The sequence below is a fragment of the Paenibacillus sp. 22594 genome (assembly GCF_052044425.1).
In the GTDB taxonomy this organism is placed as follows: domain Bacteria; phylum Bacillota; class Bacilli; order Paenibacillales; family Paenibacillaceae; genus Paenibacillus_AQ.
Window position 1 is genome coordinate 250,539 of record NZ_JBQENA010000005.1, and the last position, 17,838, is coordinate 268,376.

The 17,838-nt window shown below is 55.8% G+C and carries 17 protein-coding genes and 1 riboswitch; of the genes, 4 read left to right on the forward strand and 13 right to left on the reverse strand.

Annotated elements, in window-relative coordinates; genetic code table 11:
• Positions 1 to 105: 105 nt before the first annotated feature.
• The 8 genes from ACTJKB_RS18400 to ACTJKB_RS18435 all read right to left on the reverse strand — a co-directional run bounded on the left by ACTJKB_RS18400 (position 106) and on the right by ACTJKB_RS18435 (position 5,757).
• Positions 106 to 1,278: a hypothetical protein gene (locus tag ACTJKB_RS18400; protein WP_440835862.1), complete on the reverse strand. Its 1,173-nt coding sequence runs from the start codon at positions 1,276 to 1,278 to the stop codon at positions 106 to 108.
• Entirely contained in the window at positions 1,275 to 1,877 is a 603-nt protein-coding gene (locus ACTJKB_RS18405; RefSeq protein ID WP_440835863.1) for an RNA polymerase sigma factor, read from the reverse strand. The genes ACTJKB_RS18400 and ACTJKB_RS18405 overlap by 4 nt, the downstream gene beginning before the upstream one ends.
• A 109-nt stretch (positions 1,878 to 1,986) precedes the next feature.
• Positions 1,987 to 3,324: a 5'-deoxyadenosine deaminase gene (locus ACTJKB_RS18410; RefSeq protein WP_440835864.1), complete on the reverse strand. Its 1,338-nt coding sequence runs from the start codon at positions 3,322 to 3,324 to the stop codon at positions 1,987 to 1,989.
• Positions 3,325 to 3,387: 63 nt separating this feature from the next.
• Positions 3,388 to 3,486: riboswitch (purine riboswitch) on the reverse strand.
• 209 nt (positions 3,487 to 3,695) lie between these two features.
• Positions 3,696 to 4,220 (reverse strand): GNAT family N-acetyltransferase, encoded by a 525-nt coding sequence (locus tag ACTJKB_RS18415; RefSeq protein ID WP_440835865.1) that lies wholly within the window; start codon positions 4,218 to 4,220, stop codon positions 3,696 to 3,698.
• 168 nt (positions 4,221 to 4,388) lie between these two features.
• On the reverse strand, positions 4,389 to 4,796 hold the full coding sequence (locus tag ACTJKB_RS18420; protein ID WP_440835866.1) for a hypothetical protein: 408 nt from the start codon (positions 4,794 to 4,796) through the stop codon (positions 4,389 to 4,391).
• On the reverse strand, positions 4,793 to 5,104 hold the full coding sequence (locus ACTJKB_RS18425; RefSeq protein WP_440835867.1) for a hypothetical protein: 312 nt from the start codon (positions 5,102 to 5,104) through the stop codon (positions 4,793 to 4,795). The genes ACTJKB_RS18420 and ACTJKB_RS18425 overlap by 4 nt, the downstream gene beginning before the upstream one ends.
• The gene (locus ACTJKB_RS18430) at positions 5,101 to 5,439 is read right to left on the reverse strand and encodes a restriction endonuclease subunit S (RefSeq protein WP_440835868.1); all 339 of its coding nucleotides are present in this window, start codon (positions 5,437 to 5,439) and stop codon (positions 5,101 to 5,103) included. The genes ACTJKB_RS18425 and ACTJKB_RS18430 overlap by 4 nt, the downstream gene beginning before the upstream one ends.
• Positions 5,440 to 5,463: 24 nt before the next feature.
• Positions 5,464 to 5,757, reverse strand: a complete 294-nt coding sequence (locus tag ACTJKB_RS18435; protein ID WP_083606978.1) for a nucleoside-diphosphate sugar epimerase — start codon at positions 5,755 to 5,757, stop codon at positions 5,464 to 5,466.
• A gap of 201 nt (positions 5,758 to 5,958) precedes the next feature.
• On the opposite strand from ACTJKB_RS18435, the gene ACTJKB_RS18440 reads away from it, so the two are divergent.
• Together ACTJKB_RS18440 and ACTJKB_RS18445 are read left to right on the forward strand one after the other, a co-directional pair.
• On the forward strand, positions 5,959 to 6,495 hold the full coding sequence (locus ACTJKB_RS18440) for a GNAT family N-acetyltransferase (RefSeq protein WP_440835869.1): 537 nt from the start codon (positions 5,959 to 5,961) through the stop codon (positions 6,493 to 6,495).
• A 63-nt stretch (positions 6,496 to 6,558) separates the two neighbouring features.
• Positions 6,559 to 6,831, forward strand: coding sequence for a hypothetical protein (locus ACTJKB_RS18445; protein ID WP_440835870.1), 273 nt, complete (start codon positions 6,559 to 6,561; stop codon positions 6,829 to 6,831).
• 176 nt (positions 6,832 to 7,007) lie between these two features.
• On the opposite strand, the gene ACTJKB_RS18450 is transcribed toward ACTJKB_RS18445, so the two are convergent.
• Genes ACTJKB_RS18450 through ACTJKB_RS18465 form a run of 4 tightly spaced genes read right to left on the reverse strand, consistent with a single transcriptional unit; the run spans position 7,008 to position 10,529 of the window.
• Positions 7,008 to 7,739, reverse strand: coding sequence for a sugar phosphate nucleotidyltransferase (locus ACTJKB_RS18450; protein ID WP_440835871.1), 732 nt, complete (start codon positions 7,737 to 7,739; stop codon positions 7,008 to 7,010).
• A 47-nt stretch (positions 7,740 to 7,786) separates the two neighbouring features.
• Complete coding sequence (locus tag ACTJKB_RS18455; protein ID WP_440835872.1) at positions 7,787 to 8,524, reverse strand: glycosyltransferase family 2 protein; 738 nt, start codon at positions 8,522 to 8,524, stop codon at positions 7,787 to 7,789.
• Complete coding sequence (locus ACTJKB_RS18460; RefSeq protein WP_440835873.1) at positions 8,521 to 9,684, reverse strand: glycosyltransferase family 2 protein; 1,164 nt, start codon at positions 9,682 to 9,684, stop codon at positions 8,521 to 8,523. Before ACTJKB_RS18460 ends, ACTJKB_RS18455 begins: the two co-directional genes overlap by 4 nt.
• On the reverse strand, positions 9,681 to 10,529 hold the full coding sequence (locus tag ACTJKB_RS18465; protein ID WP_440835874.1) for a glycosyltransferase family 2 protein: 849 nt from the start codon (positions 10,527 to 10,529) through the stop codon (positions 9,681 to 9,683). Before ACTJKB_RS18465 ends, ACTJKB_RS18460 begins: the two co-directional genes overlap by 4 nt.
• 58 nt (positions 10,530 to 10,587) lie before the next feature.
• Here ACTJKB_RS18465 and ACTJKB_RS18470 point away from each other — a divergent pair, with 58 nt between their 5' ends.
• Positions 10,588 to 10,779, forward strand: a complete 192-nt coding sequence (locus tag ACTJKB_RS18470) for a hypothetical protein (protein ID WP_440835875.1) — start codon at positions 10,588 to 10,590, stop codon at positions 10,777 to 10,779.
• Positions 10,780 to 10,875: 96 nt separating this feature from the next.
• Here the strand turns inward: ACTJKB_RS18470 and ACTJKB_RS18475 are convergent, their stop codons facing one another.
• A complete protein-coding gene (locus ACTJKB_RS18475) occupies positions 10,876 to 16,470 on the reverse strand; it encodes a WIAG-tail domain (protein WP_440835876.1) in 5,595 nt (1,864 codons plus the stop codon).
• Positions 16,471 to 16,688: 218 nt separating this feature from the next.
• On the opposite strand from ACTJKB_RS18475, the gene ACTJKB_RS18480 reads away from it, so the two are divergent.
• Positions 16,689 to 17,783 (forward strand): YheC/YheD family endospore coat-associated protein, encoded by a 1,095-nt coding sequence (locus ACTJKB_RS18480; protein ID WP_440835877.1) that lies wholly within the window; start codon positions 16,689 to 16,691, stop codon positions 17,781 to 17,783.
• Positions 17,784 to 17,838: the final 55 nt, after the last annotated feature.

Genomic DNA, 17,838 nt, shown 5'->3' on the forward strand with positions numbered 1-17,838 from the left:
CATTTCTCTAGTATAGCAATACTCTACACGGTAAACAAACAAAGAGACGCCGCCTTTACAGGCGCACGTCCCTTACTAACATCTATTTAAGATCGCCTCAGCTCATCATTCTGGAGTGCTCACCTGCCGTCCCATGCTGTAGAATATTCCGTCATGGTTGAACGAGGCGTTGATGCGCGACTCTCCCCCAGGACTCTCAAATGTAATATTCCCTATTCTTTTGTTAACCACCGTATAATCCTCCAACCGGATGCCGAATAGCTCATCAGCAATAGCTGCTGCCGAGCTCTGAAGCTTCGCGTTATCCATAGCCAGCAGCTTCGTATCCTGCTCTCCACGAATTCCGGAATCATAGGACCCTTCAATATAGAGGGTGTTGTCCTCAACCAGCAGAATGTCATGTGTTGCATAATCCATTATCACTCTGGAAGGCCCATTTTCATCCTCTCCATAGATGAAATTGATGACATCCCACTCTGCACCCAGTCCCCGTGTAATCTGATACAAGTGATCTTCACCCTCGTCTCTAAGCAGCTTAAGGGCCTTGTCCGCTTTCTGTATCACCTCATCACCCACCTCATCAGCATCCAGGTTGAGGTTCGCTCCTGCATAAATACCGTTTGCATAATCGATTAGTCCCTCCTTCCCGAATAGAACCTCATGAATCCGGACGGCCTGATCAGTTTCTTGCCAGAACACTACGTTCCTCTTAAGCCTGGTAACTGTAAACTCCCCGTCATACCCGCTGTCCCGCAGCTTTTCCGTGGCATCGCTGATCAGTGTCGGATCGATTTCCTCAAGGCTGTAATAGGCGGTCATATTCCACTCCTTTACATCGCCAGTCTGTGTATTCATTCTGAAGGTGCTGGGAGATGACGCTTCTCCAAAAGTAAGCCTGGCCTCATTGATTCTATCCATCCGCTCCAGCCCCACAAAAGGCAGCTTCTTACCAAGCTGCTCCTGCATTACGCGCTCGGCTGTCTTGCGGAGTCCGGCATCGGTGAGGTCGGGGGTCTTCACCTCCTGGTAGAACAAGCCTGCCTGTCTGCCTTCCCCCAGAAGTCCTTTCTGCTGCAGGATCGCACCGGCTACGGCCAACAGCAGGATGACCGCAGCCGCTATGAAGCTTCGCCGCAGCTTTTGGCCTGCCCGTTCCGGTCCCGGCACACCGCTTCGCACATGCATAATGACCTTATCGGCAGCCGCATCCGTGAACCTCGATTCCCGGAATGGACCGTTCCGCGCTTCTTCATACCACTTCGGCTCCCGCTCCTTCATGATTCCATCCCCCTTAATTTCTCCTGGACTTTATGCCTCGCACGGTGCAGCCTGGATTTGACGGTTCCCGTAGAAAGTCCCGTCAATCCGGCGATTTCCTGAATAGACAGCTCCGCTTTCAGATCGAGCACCAGCACCTCACGGAACTTGTCGGGAAGCTGCATGATCACACTCCAGATCTCATCCATCCGGCGAATGCCGAGGTATTCCATCTCCGCAGAGCGGACCGTTCCCAGCAGTTCATCAGGGAAGCTGTTCTTGGCGGGTTCAGCTTTAGTGATGGTCTGTACACCGCCCCAGAGCCCCGACCGGAAGAACCGCGATTTGCGGTAGGAGAACACGGTGTTCCTCGCGATGGTGAACAACCACGCCTTCAAGGAAGAGGACCCCCGATAGGTTCCGATCCGGTAATAACATTTAATAAATACCTCCTGTGCCAGATCATCCGCCATATCGGCGCTTTTGGTGAGGTAATAAATATAATTCCATATATCATCGCCGTAAAAACCCATAATCCGCCTCAGCTGCTCTTCGCTCATGGCTGCTGCATGCGCCAGCTGCTGCTGTTCCAATTCCCATCCCAGTTCCAACGTCTTCACCTCACTTGATATGACCTCAATTCTAATGGAAAGGTTCCCGAAATCACTAAAAAAGTCAAAAAGAAGCAGAGGGCCTCTACCCTCTGCTTCTTATAGCGTTAGCGGATATCTAGACCAGCGACGTGTGCGCCAGCAGTCTTTTAATGGAACGGTTGGCTTCATGCAGTACCGTATCCTTGTCTACAGTTTTCAGCAGACCTTTATCCATAAGGATTTCGCCGTCGACAATCGTCGTTTCCACATCAGCCCGGGTTGCGGAATAGACAATACGGGAGATCGGATCTACATCGAAGGAAGGGAAGGTGTGGAAGTTATAGAGGTTCAGGATCGCCAGATCCGCTTTTTTGCCGACTTCAATGCTGCCAATCTGATCCTCCATACCCACGGCCCGGGCTCCGCCAATCGTAGCCATCCGGAAAACACTTCTTGCATCCATCGTGGTCGGTCCATGCTGCGGCTTCTGGATCATGGCGGCCAGGCGCATTTCATTGAACATATCCAGGTTGTTGTTGCATGGAGCACCATCTGCGCCAAGGCTGAGATGAATGTGATCATGCAACATGCCCGGTGTATCAGCGATGCCCGAAGCCAGCTTCAGGTTGGAGCCGGGACAATGGCTGACATGAACGCCCCTGTCGCGCAAGATACGCCGCTCCTCCTCATCCACCCAGACGCAGTGCGCCAGAATCAGGCGTTCATTCGCCAGTCCCAGATGATCCAGATAGACGATGTTGCGCATCCCGGTCATGGCCTGAACGATCTCGATTTCCCCCAAATTCTCAGAGGCATGTGTATGCACCTTAACCCCATATCGCTCGGACAGGTCACGCACCTCCCGCAGCAGCGGCTCGGTACAAGAGATCACAAAACGCGGCGAAAATGCATACTGAATCCGTCCATTCCCGTACCCGTTCCATTGTTCCAGCAGATCTACGCTCTCCTGCAGCGAAGCCCACGTCTCTTCCTGCAAAGCTGCGGGCACATCGGCGTTCTTCTGATCCATCATCACCTTGCCCGACAAGGCGCGGATGCCGCTCTTCGCAATCGCCTGAAACGCAAAATCTGTATGATTCACCGTCTCCATATCTACAATGGTCGTCGTACCGCTGGAGATTAGCTCCCCAATCCCCAGCATGGCGGAATAGTAAAGCGACTCCTCATCATGCGCCGCTTCGAGCGGCCAGATCCGCTTGCGCAGCCAGTCCATCAGCTCCAGATCATCCCCTTTGCCCCGGAACAGCGTCTGGCAGAGATGAATATGGGTCTGCACAAAACCCGGAATGACCGTGCGGTTCGTGGCATCAATCACCCGTTCGTCCCCCTGCACCACAAGCCCGCTGCCGATCTCCGTAATCAGGTTGTTCTGGATGCGGATATCTCCGTATATGATTGCTTCCTGTTTGTTCATGGTGATAATCTCTGCGTTTTTGATCAGGATGTTTGCCATCTTCGCCGTCCCCCTTGTCTTCTGCAATCCTTAGCCGCCGCTAACACAAAAAGGCCACAAAAATATGCCAAGGCATATTTTCGTAGCCAGAAATTTACGGTTCCCGGTAGAGACCCTTAAACCAATTATTAAGGATATACGAAAAAAAGGATTATTCAATTGCTTGCTGAATAACCCTATCATAAGTTAAAGACAAGTTTATTGTCAATACGCGTTATATAAAATAACATTTGACGATTTCCATGCTCGCGCAGGTATAAATTTGATTTTAACACTATTTTTACGTTATGTTTTCTAACATTAAATATCTACCCAATGCTTTTTTGCTTATCTTTTAAATGCTCCCCGGTCGCCCTTTACAGGCTTGTCCATTATTCCGCGCCGGATGTCAGCACCTTCTCGAACACAGGAAAGTTCGCTGTACGCCCGGGAAAATCCACTTCCCCTCTGCGTTCATAGCCTAGAGAAGAATACAGCGCCAATGCTCTTGTGTTCTTGGCATAGGTATCCAGCCGGATGCTGCTGTAGCCGCCGCTGCGCGCGTACTCCTCGGCAAAAGCATTCAGCTTGCGGGCAATACCCTTGCCCTGAACCTCCGGATGAACGGCCAGCCGGTGCATAATCAGATTCGGCCCCTTCACCTCTAACCAGTCAATCGCTTCATACTGCTCCGCCTGGTTGTTGTCCAGCACAATGATGCCGGCGATGGCAGCCTGATCCACACAGACATATAAGGTGCCGTCAGCAATGTCCTTCCCAATGACCTCACGGTTCGGGTAAGTATCATCCCATTGGTCACTTCCGCCGTCCTGCATGACCTGTACACATTTGGCAATCAGCTCCATGATCTCTCCGATCTCATCTTTTCGTGCAATACGTATCTCATTCCCACTCATGTACATCCCTGCTTTCCTATCGACATTTGAACCTGGTAGAGATTCTGTTAAGAAGTCTATCATATCCGGGAGCAAGATCGATAGTGCAGAGAAGCCCGCAAAGCTCTATAGAGGCGGTATGCATCTCCCGGCCTCTACAGAGCAGCTCATTCTGTGACTCCGCGCGGTTTAGCCAAGCTCCAGCTTATGCCCGTCCTCGAAGCCCTTGGCGAAACCCGCATCGAACCCCACGTTGTATGCTTCGGTGTAGCCCTGCTGAAAGGCGTCTCCCGGGGGCGTTTCCGGCGGGACGCCCAAATCCGGGGGGAGCGGCACTACCTGCGGCACGGGCGGAGCCTCGATAGCAGCTACTACCTGTACCGGCGGCTGAATGACATGCACTTTCCGGACAATCCGGCGGCGGAGTCTTCTTTTTCTGCGCAGCAAGAGACTTCTCTTGGTCTTGCCTGTCCGGCGGAGCATTCCTCTCCGTGCTTTGCGTAGAGGCCCCTTGCGGACTCTGGCTTTGCGCGACAGCAGTATGCGTCTGCGGGTTCTGCCGCCTGAACGCAGCTTTCCAACTTTCTTTTTCTTCATCCTTCTACTCCTCCTGTACTCCATGTACTTCTAGAGGTGCCGCCTGCGCAAGCCGTACTCAGCCATGGCGCAGCAGGAATTCCCCGTTTGGGCCGGTGCAGCGAAATACCGGACATCATCCGGCACATCGCGCTTTGATATTGGCTTAGTATCCGGATATTGTCGCTCAGCTTGCGGGCTGTCAGCTCCGATTGCCCTGTAACCTCGGCGATACTCTCCAGGATGGCCGCAAGTGCAGCCTGACTGCGGGCAATGGAGCGGATCATCTCCAGCTTGACGGCATGTTCAGAGCGCAGCCCGCCGCTCATTTGCTGTCCTCCCCGAAATCGAAGCCGTCACCGGTCATACCACCGAATCCTTCGCCGCCTTCTTCACCGCTGCCCAGCACTGCTTTTAGATTGCTGTACAATCCGTTTTCCAGCTTGGTCAGCCCCTCTACCATTTCCACGATCACCTCGTGAATGGAGATGGATTCCTTCAACTGTTCTTCATGGGAGTCGAACGCTCTAGCGTGGATATGATGCTGTGTCCACTGCTTCACTTTTTCCGCTTCCACCGCTTTGGCCTCAAGGATCATCGCGATGTTCCACTGGATAGTAGCGGACGACTCCAGCATTTGCAGAAAAGCTTTTTCTCTGCTCATCTTCCACCTCCTGCTCCTTAAGCGCTACTCTTCTTCCTGGCCGCCCAGCTCCTTGATGACCCTTCCTACCCCTTCAGCCATCGCCTCTTCGAGATCAGCAATCGCATTCAGGTAGGCAATAATATTTTTGTTGACCTGACCCGTGCTCTCCACCAGCCCGCTGAATCCGCCAAAGTCAGGCTCTACATCCGGCAGATCATGGACAATTTGCGACATACGGACGGCGACGTGGCGTTCGGCGTCGAGAATCCGCGCCATCTGTTCGTGCGTATGGGCCATGTGCTGCAGGACCTTCGTTATTTTACTCTGCACCTTCATGTCTCCTTTGCTCAAACGCCCTGCTACAGCATATGCGGCAGAAGCCCGTGCGGTGCGCGGCTTTACTGTAAGTTAACGGGGAGTAGCGGGTGAATGGGAAGGATTGACAAAAGTTAAACGGCGAGATTATGCTGAGGTTGGATTTGAACCTTTTACATAAAAATCTCAAAAATGGCAAGATCGGAACTGGAGGTATTTCTATTGAAAATCACAAGTGCCCGCTTGGATTTACGGCCTTTAACCCTGGCGGAGCTATCCTTGGCGGGAATCAACTATGCTGGACTGGAGCAGACTCTGGGCCTGAACCCCAGCGGAACTGAACTGGATGATGAAATGCAGTATGCCATGCAGATCAGACACTCCAAGGTAATGCAGGACCCGCTCAACTACCCGTGGCTGACGAACTGGGCGGTAATTCAGCGGGAAGAGCAACGCCTGATCGGCTTCATCATTCTCAAAGGCTGTCCAAATGATCTTGGTGAGGTCATTGTGGGTTATGTCATCCATGAGAGCCACCGCAGACAAGGCTACGCAACGGAGGCAGTGCAGTGTATCTGCGACTGGATCTTCAGCGATCCCCGGGCACTCTGGGTCATCGCCGATACCGAAAAAAACAATGCCGCCTCGCACAAAGTGCTTCAGCACCTGGGCGCGCAAAAGCACCGGGAGGCTGATGAGCTGATCTGGTGGCGGATCGCACGGCCTGCCATCCAGGCTCCAGCTGGGAGCCTGGCCTGACGCGGACGCTAAGCTGCAGCTGGTTGTGAAGCTGCGGGAGAAGTAAAGGCGGATTGCTAGCCGTTGCTCCGACACAGCTGGACGGTTCCGGCGGCAACAACGGCACTTCTGCCGCTATTGGCGTGCCGCTGGACGGTTTCGGCGGCAACAACGGCACTTCTGCCGCTGTTGGCGTGCCGCTGGACGGTTTCGGCGGCAACAACGGCACTTCTGCCGCTGTTGGCGTGCCGCTGGACGGTTCCGGCGGCAACAACGGCATTTTTGCCGTTATCGGAGCGCCGCTGGACGGTTTCGGCGGCAACAACGGCACTTCTGCCGCTATTGGCGTGCTGCTAGCCGGTTTCGGTGGCAACAACGGCATTTTTGCCGCTATTGGCATACCGCTAGCCGGTTTCGGCGGCAACAACGGTATTTCTGCCGCTGTTGGCGTGCCGCTAGCCGGTTCCGGCGGCAACAACGGCATTTTTGCCGTTATTGGAGCGCCGCTGGCCCCGACGCAAAAAACACGCGCCTCACGGCAGCGTGTTTTTCAGCTTTTCTCCGGCTTCGTACAGAGACTGGAATGTTCCGGCGTCACTCCACCATTCCTTGAGCACATCGTAACTGAGTCTACGGTCTGCGGCGTAAATATTGTTCACGTCGGTGATCTCAAGCTCCCCTCTTTTGGAAGGAGACACGCGCCGGATAATATCAAATACAGCCTCATCGTACATGTATATACCGGTTACGCAATATTTTGTCTTCGGATGCTCCGGCTTCTCTTCGATGTATGCAATCAAGCCGGTATTCTGACTGTCGAACACCGGGACGCCGTATCTCCGTGCATCCTCCACCGGTTTCAACAAGACCTTGGCCGTCCCCTGAGGCTGCTGCAGATACTGCTTTAGATAAGGTGTCAAATCATCCATAAACAGATTATCACCAAGCAGCACAACAAACCGCTCACCCGGTAGAATGAATCCTTTTGCCAGCTCCAGTGCCTCCGCAATGCCTCCGGCAGCCTCCTGAATTTTGTAAGTCAGAGAGACGCCAAACTCTGCGCCGCTGCCTAAAAAATCCGTATATTGCCCCGCGGACTGCTTGCTGATGACCAGGAGAATATCGGTTATGCCCCCCTGGCGCAATCGGTCTATACCGTAACACACCATGGGATATTTGCCGACCGGAAGCAAATGTTTGTTCATAAGCCGGGTCAGCGGATATAGTCTTGATCCTGTTCCGCCCGCCAGTATGACTCCTTTCACTTACTTTCCTCCTTTTTATCTGTGGCTTTAGCCTTTGGGTCAACCTTTTAGATGAACTGCGCAGGATCTATATTCCATTTGTCCATGAACATCCTGCGGCCCCGTTCGACCAGCTCCTGAAGCCCGGAGGAGTAGACCTCCTTGAAGCTGGCGCTTCCCTCATGATGCACAAGGCAATCCCCGGCTATCAGCAGCCGGTAGCCCCGCAGCCGGGCACGGTAGCAGTAATCATCGTCCTCATAATGTCCGGGAGAGTACCGCTCATCCAGGAGTCCAATGGTTTCCATCAGCTCTCTTTTCAATAAAAAGCATAAACCGATCAGCCGACGTGTTTCACTCCACCCGTGGTGCCCTTGAAGACTCACCCGCTCAGCCTCGGCGTGGAATTCCGCAATATCCGTATACGTTGTGCTTACCCGCTGCCGCCCGCTGGCATAATTCGTTACAGGTCCCACGATGCCAATGTCCGGTGCACTGTACAAGGCATGTTTTAAGCGCTCAAGCCAGCCCCTCGGCACAATAACGTCATTGTTCAGCAGCAGCAGTTCATCGCCCGAGGCCAGCTGCAGCCCCAGATTACAGGCCACTGGAAACCCCCGGTTTGCCGGCAGTGAAATAAAGGTCAGTTTATTCTCGCGGCAGTATGCGTCTGTACCATCCGTTGAAGCATTGTCGACCACGATTATTTCGTAAGCAGATTCAGTATGAGCCTTAATGGATTCGACACAGGAGCGCAGCAGGCCGACCCTATTGTACGTAGGAATAATAATACTAGTCATCGTCATATGCTGTTCCTCCAGGCTGCCATTTGCCGCCGCTGCTCCAGCAGGCTTTCACCGGTAAGCCCCCCGTTTTTGTCACGGTGGATCAGCACCCGGAGCAGTGCTTCGGCATGGTCACCGGCAATCAGCTGCTCCATGGCATTGCCGGCTCCTATGTTTCCCTGGCGGAGACGGTTATGCTTAATGACGTTCACCGTTCCGGCTTTTTCTACCCGAAGCTGCTCTATAATCGAGAGCGCCTGCGCTTTGGGCGGGACCATCAGCTCACGGTAGCCGATCCGCTCCAAGGCCCGCCGTGACAGGGCGTGCGGCACGGCTGTCATCGAGCTGACGCCCAAATCACTCCGCCCCAGAACACTGTTCAGATACAGCTTGCAGCGGGTGACATCATCGCATAAACCAAATGAGGGCAGCAGCGCATCCAGATCATTCAGTGCCACATCCACCCCACCGTCCACTGCCGCTGCAAAAACAGCCAGTTGCGGTGCAGAGATGACCATATCTCCATCGAGGAACAGCAGGATGTCGCCCCGGCTGAGCTTAGCCCCAAGTGCCCGGCCTACGTCATGCCCGGCAGATTCCGGGCAGTGCACCACCGTAGCCTGCTTACATAGCCGGGTGCACTTATAACTATCATCCGTGCATCCATTCAGTACTACGATGATTTCAGCCGGATGCAGCTGTTGCACCTGCTTCAACAGCCCTGGCAGGGTTCGCATTTCATTGCGGGCCGATATAATCACCGACAGGGAGCCGCCCCATTGCGGCAGCTGGGGCTTTGCTCCCCGGTAGACGGCGGAGCCCCGGGCATTACCTCCCGCCGCAATGTGGTGAAGGGGGCTGCCTGCCCCCTGACGGATGGAGGCAGGACTGCCTGCGGTGCTCCGGCGGCCGGCGGCTCTACCGGCAGCAGCAGATCTGGCGTTCTTGCGCCAGGAGGAGGAACGGCCCTCCCCATTGCGGCGGGAAGGTGAAGCTCCCGCCGCTTGAACATGGGCTGCTGCAGAACTGCCATGGCCAGATGCACCAGGTGCGCCAGCCCGTGTCTTCCGCACAGCCGGAGCCTGCCGTGCTTTTGCCCTAGAACGGCGGGTGGAATGTGCCGCAGACACAGTCGCCTTTTGCCGGGAGTTGGATATAGCGTCAGGCATCTCAGCTATCATCTCACCATCTCCCTTCGCCGGTTCCCGTCACTGAAGCCTGCTCTTTCGCCTCTGCGCTGAATCACCAAACCTGCCGCATCAAGATGATCCCTGAGGATGACTTCGCGTAACGGATCAGCCCCCGCCCGCTTACGACGGATTGCATTCAACTTACCGACAGGGATCTTATGCACCGCCTTCACAAACAGGCCGTCAAGCACAGCCTGTGCATGTGCCAGGGGCGGCCGTGACAACAGACTGCTTCCCAGATCAGCAAACGCTTTGCGGCTGAGCGCATGAGGCACTGCCGTCATTGAGCAGCCTTTCAGGTCTGGACGGCCCAGGATAATGTTGAGCGCATGCTTGGAGAGCACTACCGGATGCGGGAATTTGCCGCGGACCGGACCGGAATAATCATTTAGAGCCACATCTGTACCTTGACTGACTGCGGCCACAAAGGGGCGCAGCTGTGAGGCAGGAATGACAAGATCACCGTCGGTGAAAAGCAGCACTTCTCCCTTCGCAGCCTCTGCTCCGATACTTCGGCCCACATCATGTCCGAGCGGCTGCTCGAAGTGAATGACCTGAGCACCCAGTGACAACGCAATGTCTGCTGTATTGTCAACAGAGCCATTAACGACAACAATAACCTCACAACGGGGATGGACTCCCCTCGCCCCCGCAATCACCTTGGCAATCGTTTCCGCTTCATTCATGGCCGGAATGATTACCGACACATAAGGCTCCGGGTGATTGGCCGCAGCGCGCAGCATGGCAGAACGCACTGGCCGGGGAATCCTCCGCGTTGGTCGCAAAGCCCGCCGACCCGTGCGGCGGGCAGATGTACGTGTATGTTTCAAGCTCATCCACCTTCCTTGCAGGACATGGTCTCCGGGCTGAGGGTTACATCACAGTCTATGTATTATGCTGTCCCGGGTAACGGCAAGTGTCTCCCTCCAGACAGAAATTTGGACAAATGCCCGCTCGTTGCTGAGTCCGGCTAAGGTACCGTTTGAAGGGAACCCGGGCAGTGGTCATGAGCCTTCGGCTGCAGCAACCCGAACCAAATTTTCGCATAACATCGTAAGTGCCAGCCCCTGGTTCTTCGCAGCGTAAAAGGGGGCGCAGCCATTGGCTGCGCCCCCTTTTACAATAACTTCATTATGCTCTGAGATGACCCCGCATTTCCTAAAAGTTCAGCCCATCAGCCGATTAATCAAATACCCGATGATCGGCCACCGGCTTCACCAAGGGAGTGCCGAGGGCAATCCAGGATAACACACCATAGAAATGGGAGGTTTCACGCAGCCGCACCACTTCAATAACAGCTTCCCCGCCTCCTCTGTTCTTCAATGAAGCGTGAAAGAACGGTTGATTGGTCATGGCGACAAGGACATAACCGGTATGGCCGAAGCTTTCATCAAAAGCTACAGTCACCTCTACACTCTCCGCATCACCGTTGAACATGAAGGCTGTCATGCCAAACTGCTGCAGCACTTCCCGGTTGCCGGCACTCTGTACCGGACTGAACGACAGGTGTTCGGCATTTACCAAGCCGGGAGTCAGATGATCGCTCGTGATGGAACCAGGAGCAATATGATATCCCTGTACGCTATCTTCTTCCAAATGGCGGGACTGGATTGCGAATGAGGTTATTTTGGAGGCATCTACTGCTTCGTCCTGAAGCTCAGAATTTCCCACTGCACCTTCAGCCAGATGCTCCGTTCCGATGGTGGCAAATGCGAGCTTCTCTCCAGTGATGCTGCCAGTCGGCAGCAGTTCCGCGCTGCGGGTTTCCTCTGCGAGATGTTCCAGCTTAACGATGCCAGGGCTTAAATGCCGCTCCTCCAGCGTTTCATCGGCGAGATGCCCGCCCTGTATACTCTGTAGTTGCAGATGCTGCGATCCTACTGCGCCTGCTGCCAGCTTACTTTCGTTAATGCTGCCGTCCAGCAGGAGTTCAGAGCTCAGAGCACTCTCGGCCAAATGTTCAAAATGGATACTGGCAGGACGAATATGGCGGCTGTCCACTGAACCCGGGGATAAATGGCCTCCATATACACTGGCCGGAGCCAGATGGTAGGGCCCCACCGCGCCTGCCGCCAGCTTATTGCCACCAATGCCGCCGTCCGGCAGCAGCTCTGCGCTGCGGACTTCTTCCGCCAGATGCTCAAGCTTGATGATCCCGCTGCCCAAATGGCGCTCCTCCAGCGTTCCATCCGCCAGATGCCCGCCCTGGATGCTCTGCGGCTGCAGATGCTGCGATCCCACCGCGCCTGCCGCCAGCTTATTACCACCAATGCTGCCATCCGGCAGCAGTTCCGCGCTGCGGACTTCTTCCGCCAAATGCTCAAGCTTGATGATCCCGCTGCCCAAATGGCGCTCCTCCAGCGTTTCATCGGCGAGATGCCCGCCGTAGACGCTCTGCGGCTGCAGATGCTGCGATCCCACCGCGCCTACCGCCAGCTTATTGCCACCAATGCTGCCATCCGGCAGCATTTCCGCGCTGCGGACTTCTTCCGCCAGATGCTCAAGCTTGATGATGCCGCTGCCCAAATGACGCTCTTCCAGCGTTCCATCCGCCAGATGTTCGCCTTGGATACTCCGGGCTTGCAGATGCTGCGAACCCACTGAACCAGCCGTCAGCTTGCTTCCTCCAATGCTGCCGTCCGGCAGCAGTTCTGCGCTGCGGACCTCTTCCGCCAAGTGCTCAAGCTTGATGATGCCGCTGCCCAAATGACGCTCTTCCAGCGTTCCATCCGCCAGATGTTCGCCTTGGATACTCCGGGCTTGCAGATGCTGCGAACCCACTGAACCAGCCGTCAGCTTGCTTCCTCCAATGCTGCCGTCCGGCAGCAGTTCTGCGCTGCGGACCTCTTCCGCCAAGTGCTCAAGCTTGATGATGCCGCTGCCCAAATGACGCTCTTCCAGCGTTCCATCCGCCAGATGTTCGCCTTGGATACTCCTGGCTTGCAGATGCTGCGAACCCACTGCGCCAGCCGTCAGCTTGCTTCCTCCAATGCTGCTGTCCGGCAGCAGTTCCGCGCTGCGGACCTCTTCCGCCAGATGCTCAAGCTTGATGATGCCGCTGCCCAAATGACGCTCCTCCAGCGTTCCATCCGCCAGATGCCTGCCGTAGATGCTCTGCGGCTGCAAGTGATGCGATCCCACTGCCCCTGCCGCCAGCTTGCTTCTTCCAATACTGCCGTCCGGAAACAGCTCCGCACTATGGACTTCATTCGCCAGATGCTCAAGCTTGATGATGCCGCTGCCCAAATGACGCTCCTCCAGTGCTCCATCTGCCAGATGTTCGCCTTGGATACTCTGAGGCTGCAGATGCTGCGTACCTACAGCACCTATCGCCAGCTTGCTCCCTCCAATGCTGCCGTCCGGCAGCAGCTCCGCACTGTGGACTTCATCCGCCAGATGCTCAAGCTTGATGATGCCGCTGCCCAAATGACGCTCTTCCAGCGTTCCATCCGCCAGATGTTCGCCTTGGATACTCTGCGGCTGCAGATGCTGCGTACCTACCGCACCTGTCGCCAGCTTGCTCCCTCCAATGCTGCCGTCTGGCAACAGCTCCGCACTGTGGACTTCATCCGCCAGATGCTCAAGCTTGATGATGCCGCTGCCCAAATGGCGCTCTTCCAGCGTTCCATCCGCCAGATGTTCGCCTTGAATGCTCTGCGGCTGCAGATGCTGCGTACCTACAGCACCTTCTGCCAGCTTGCTGCCTTCAATGCTGCTATCCGGCAGCAGCTCCGCACTCAGCGTCTCCGCAGCCAGATGGCTCAACTGGATGCTGCCGGCACGGATATGGCGGCTGTCCACCGCATCCGATGCCAAATGCCCTCCCAATACGCTGCCGGAAGCCAGCTGAGAAGAACCTACTGCGCCTGCCGCCAGCTTGCTTCCTCCAACGCTGCCGTCCGGCAGCAGCGCTGCACTACGCGACTCATCTGCAAGATGTTCAAGCTTGATCAGACCTGGACGCAAATGCCGTTCCTGCAGTATTCCGTCTACAAGATGCTCACCATAAATGCTTTCCTGCTGGAGATTCAGCGAACTCACTGCACCAGCGGCCAGCTTCCCGTTTCCAATACTGTCATCCGGCAGCAATTCAGAGGTCAGTGTTTCCTTGGCCAGATGTTCAAGCCGGATGCTGCCGGAGCGGATATGGCGGCTGTCTACCGCATCCGTTGTCAAATGATCTGCATACACACTGCCTGTGGCCAGATGGAACGCCGCTACCGAGCCCTCGGCCAGTTTGGAACCGCTGATGCTTCCATCCGGCAGGATGTCTGCACTGCGTGTCTCTTCCGCCAGATGCGCCAGGGTGATCTCGCCGTCTCGAATATGCTGTCCTTCTACCGCTCCCGGCGCCAGATGCCCGGCCCCTATACTTCCGGAGGCCAGATGGTAGGACCCCACAGCTCCCGGTGCCAGCTTCTCACCGCCAATACTGCCGTCCGGCAAAATCTGTCCGCTGCGGACTTCTTCAGCCAGATGCGCTAAGGTGATGCCGCCTTGCCCGATGTGCTTTCCTTCCACCGAAGCTTCCGCCAAATGGCTGCCTGCCACACTACCGGGTGCGAGGTGGCGGGATGCGACTGCACCTTCTGTCAGCTTAGCTCCGCTGATGCTGCCATCCTGGATTTGAATGGACGAGATGGAGCTCGGGCCGATATGTCCATTGCCGATGGACATCGGCCGAATATGTGCCCCGCTAACACTCCCCGGCGCAAGATGTCTTCCCTGCACAGCGGCGTCACCGACTGCACCAGAGCCAACCGCCCCCGCACTCAAGTGCTCTGCCTGAACGGCTGATGCCGCCAGCTTCGCGGCTTCCACACTGCCATCCGCCAGCTTTATTGCTGTAACTGCCAGATCGCCCAGTTTATCGGTCGAGACACTTTCCGGCGACAGCTTCAATGAAGTGACGGCATGATCAGCTAAATGATGCGGCTGAACTATACCGGCAGAGAGATGGATCTCCTTCACCGCGCCGGTTGCCAGTTTCTCACCCACTACCGAACCTGACTGCAGCGCAGAGGAGGTCACACTGTTGTCCCCAAGATGCCTGCGCTCTACAGCCCCCTGTGCCAAGTGCTCGGCGTCCACAACAGCCCGCTGCAATACACGACCGCTGACACTCGCATCCGCCAGATTCTTTTCCTCTACTGTGCAAAAAGCAATATGTTCCCCGCTGACGGCTTCCCGTGCGATTGCATTGCCGTTAACCGCACCCGGAGCCAGTTTGGCGGCAATGACACTCCCATCCGCCAATTTATCCGGGGTGATACTATGCGGACGCAGATGCTCACCGTCAACCGATCCAGAAGCCAGCTGTTCCCCCGTAACAGCTCCATCTGCCAGATGGCTCGTGAGTACCGATTGTTCCTGGAGTTGCAGAGACCCGACGGATTCCGCTGCCAGATGGGAATGCTCCACAGACTCGCGCTGCAGATGGGCTGAAGCAACAGCCTGCATGGCAATCTGTGGTCCCCTTACCGCAGATTTGGCGATATGCCGGGTCATCACAGCTTCGTCGGCCAGCTTATGGGCGAGGATGCTCTGATCCGCTATTTTGGAGGAGGTAACGGCCTGTTCCACAAGCTGAGCTGTTCCTACCGCCCCTTCCGCCAGCTTCACAAAAGAAATGCTGCGGTCTGCCAAATGGCGGCTGGCGATCTCTCCGTCAGCGATATGGCTGCCGTTCACACTTTCCGGGCTTAAGTGCTGCCCCCGTACCGCTTCCTTGCCAATCTGGCGTGAACCAACCGCGCCATCGGCGAGGTGGCTGCTGTCAATGACCCCGGACTGAAGCTGCTCCTTGCCAATCAGACGGCTGGCAAGCTGTTCCGGCCCGATGGCACCCGGAGCCAGATGCTGACCTGTAACGGCGCCGCTGCTGATATGACGGCTCTCAATAACGGCGTCCCCCAGCTTATCCCCGCTGATCTCTCCGTCGGCTATTTTGTCCCCCGTTACCGCTTCGTCCGCCAGCTTGGAACGGTCAATGCTCCCGTTCGCCAGATGCCGGCTGACGATGGTGCTGCTCAGAACCTTCTCGCCGGTCACCGCTCCATCTTCAAGCAGGTCAGCCGTAATAATGCAGTCGCTAAGATGGCGGCTCGTAATGGCCTGATCGGCAATTTGACCTCCGCCGATGATCCGGTCAGCCAGCTTTTCCGGGCCAATGCTGCCATTCTTGAGCTTTTCGCCGCCGATGGAATGATCCAGCAGCTTGCCGCCGCTGATACTTCCTTCTGCCAAATGCTCACCCGTTACGGATTCGGGGGCCAGCTTAGAGGAAGTTACTGCCTTGTCCGCGATATTGATGCTCTGCACGGCATAATCCTGCAGCCAGGGCGTTCCGATGATACCGAATTTCAGCTTGGACCCGTCAATGGTCCGGGGGGCGATTTTGCTTCCGGTAACGGCAGCGTCGGACAAATCATCCGTATATACAGGCTGCAGGCGTTCTTTTTCCACCACTGGCAGTACGACTTCAGGAGTCAACGGCAAAGGCTCAGCAGCCGAAACCGAATTTTCCACCACCTGTTCCTGAGGCGCTTGCTGCTCAAGTACGGCAGATTCCACGGAATCCGCCGCTTCAAGCGTATCCACCCCGCTAACCTTCAAAGTTGTACTCCCGGTATCCGGCACTTCGCTTCCGGAGGTGTCTGTAACCTCCTGTATCTTGGGACTGCTTCCCAGCATGCTGAGTTCCTTCATATTCGGATTATCCACAATATAGAGCGGTTTTTTGGAACTGCGGTGCTGATTTTTTCTGGAGCTCTTCACAAGCAGTCTCCTCCTTCCATCTATTGTTTCTCCTAGGCATCATATGCAGCGCACTAGGCGGATGACACCCATTTACACCAAGCCTGTAAATTCTGCCCCTTCCCCAAAAAAGGGCATCTGCCACAGCACATTCGTCCACCCTAAAGGGCAAGTACACACATACAATGACACAGAAAGAGGAACAGCCGGAACTATAGAAGATAACGGGAGGAACGAACATGGGGCAAAAGCTCGTGGGAATACTGCTAAATGCCGCTATGCACCGGGGCGTTCCCCGGCAAAAAACGGGACAGGAGTCGCTGAAAAGCTACGAGGAAGCCGCCGCTGCATACGGATTGACCCCCTGCTTCCTGAAACTGTCCGACATCGATACGAAAACCGGCTACAGCATCGCCTACATGAAGCAAACCCGGGGCTACAGGAGAGTGGTTATTCCGACGCCGGACGTCATTCACAATCGGGCTATCTACGACCCGGGCAGCCACGGGATCGACAGACTGCTGGGCAGCGGCGTACTGGTATATAATACATGCAACCGCTATGGCAAAGATCAGATCCATGGACTGCTGGAGCAGAATGCCAGACTACGCGGGCTTCTGCCCGCCACCTCAGCCGGCCTACCCGGACTGAAGGAGATGATGGTCAGCTATTCAGATATTATCCTCAAGCCCTGCCGCGGAAGTATCGGTCAAGGCGTAATGCGCCTGACGCGGAGTAGTCCAGGACTGTGGAACTGGAGTTATCTGCCCTTCGGCTCGCGCACCTGGGTCAGCACCCAGGTTAATCAGGATGCACTGCCTAGAGCACTGCGGATGCGTCTGGCTTCCGCCCCGTACCTGGTTCAAGAACGCATCCCGCTGGCAGAGATTGGGGGCTGTCCGTTTGATCTGCGTGTCACGGTGCAGCGTGGTTGGGGCGGGGAATGGCAGGTCACCGGACTATTCGCCAAACGGGCGGCGCCGGGGGGCTTCGTCTCCAACATTGCCCGGGGAGGAGAAGCTCTCGACTCTTCATATGCACTGGAGCAGGCATTCTCCGGGCAAGCGGCGGCAGGCATCCGCATGTCCGTTCTGGCTTACAGCCTCAGCATTGCACATGAGCTGGAGCGGAACCTGCCCGGACTGGCAGACATCGGGCTGGACATGGGCGTCACGGAAAAAGGCCGGGTCTATTTCATCGAATGCAACGGCCGTGATCAGCGCTACGGCTTCCGCAAAGCCGGACTGACTTGGGCCTGGAAGGAGAGCTACCGGAAGCCGATAGCCTATGCACGATATCTGCTTGACCATCCTTCACAGTACATCAGTTATTGATTTGTCTCTTATTCTATGTCAATATAATGCAGAGCGGAAACGGTCCTGGACACGG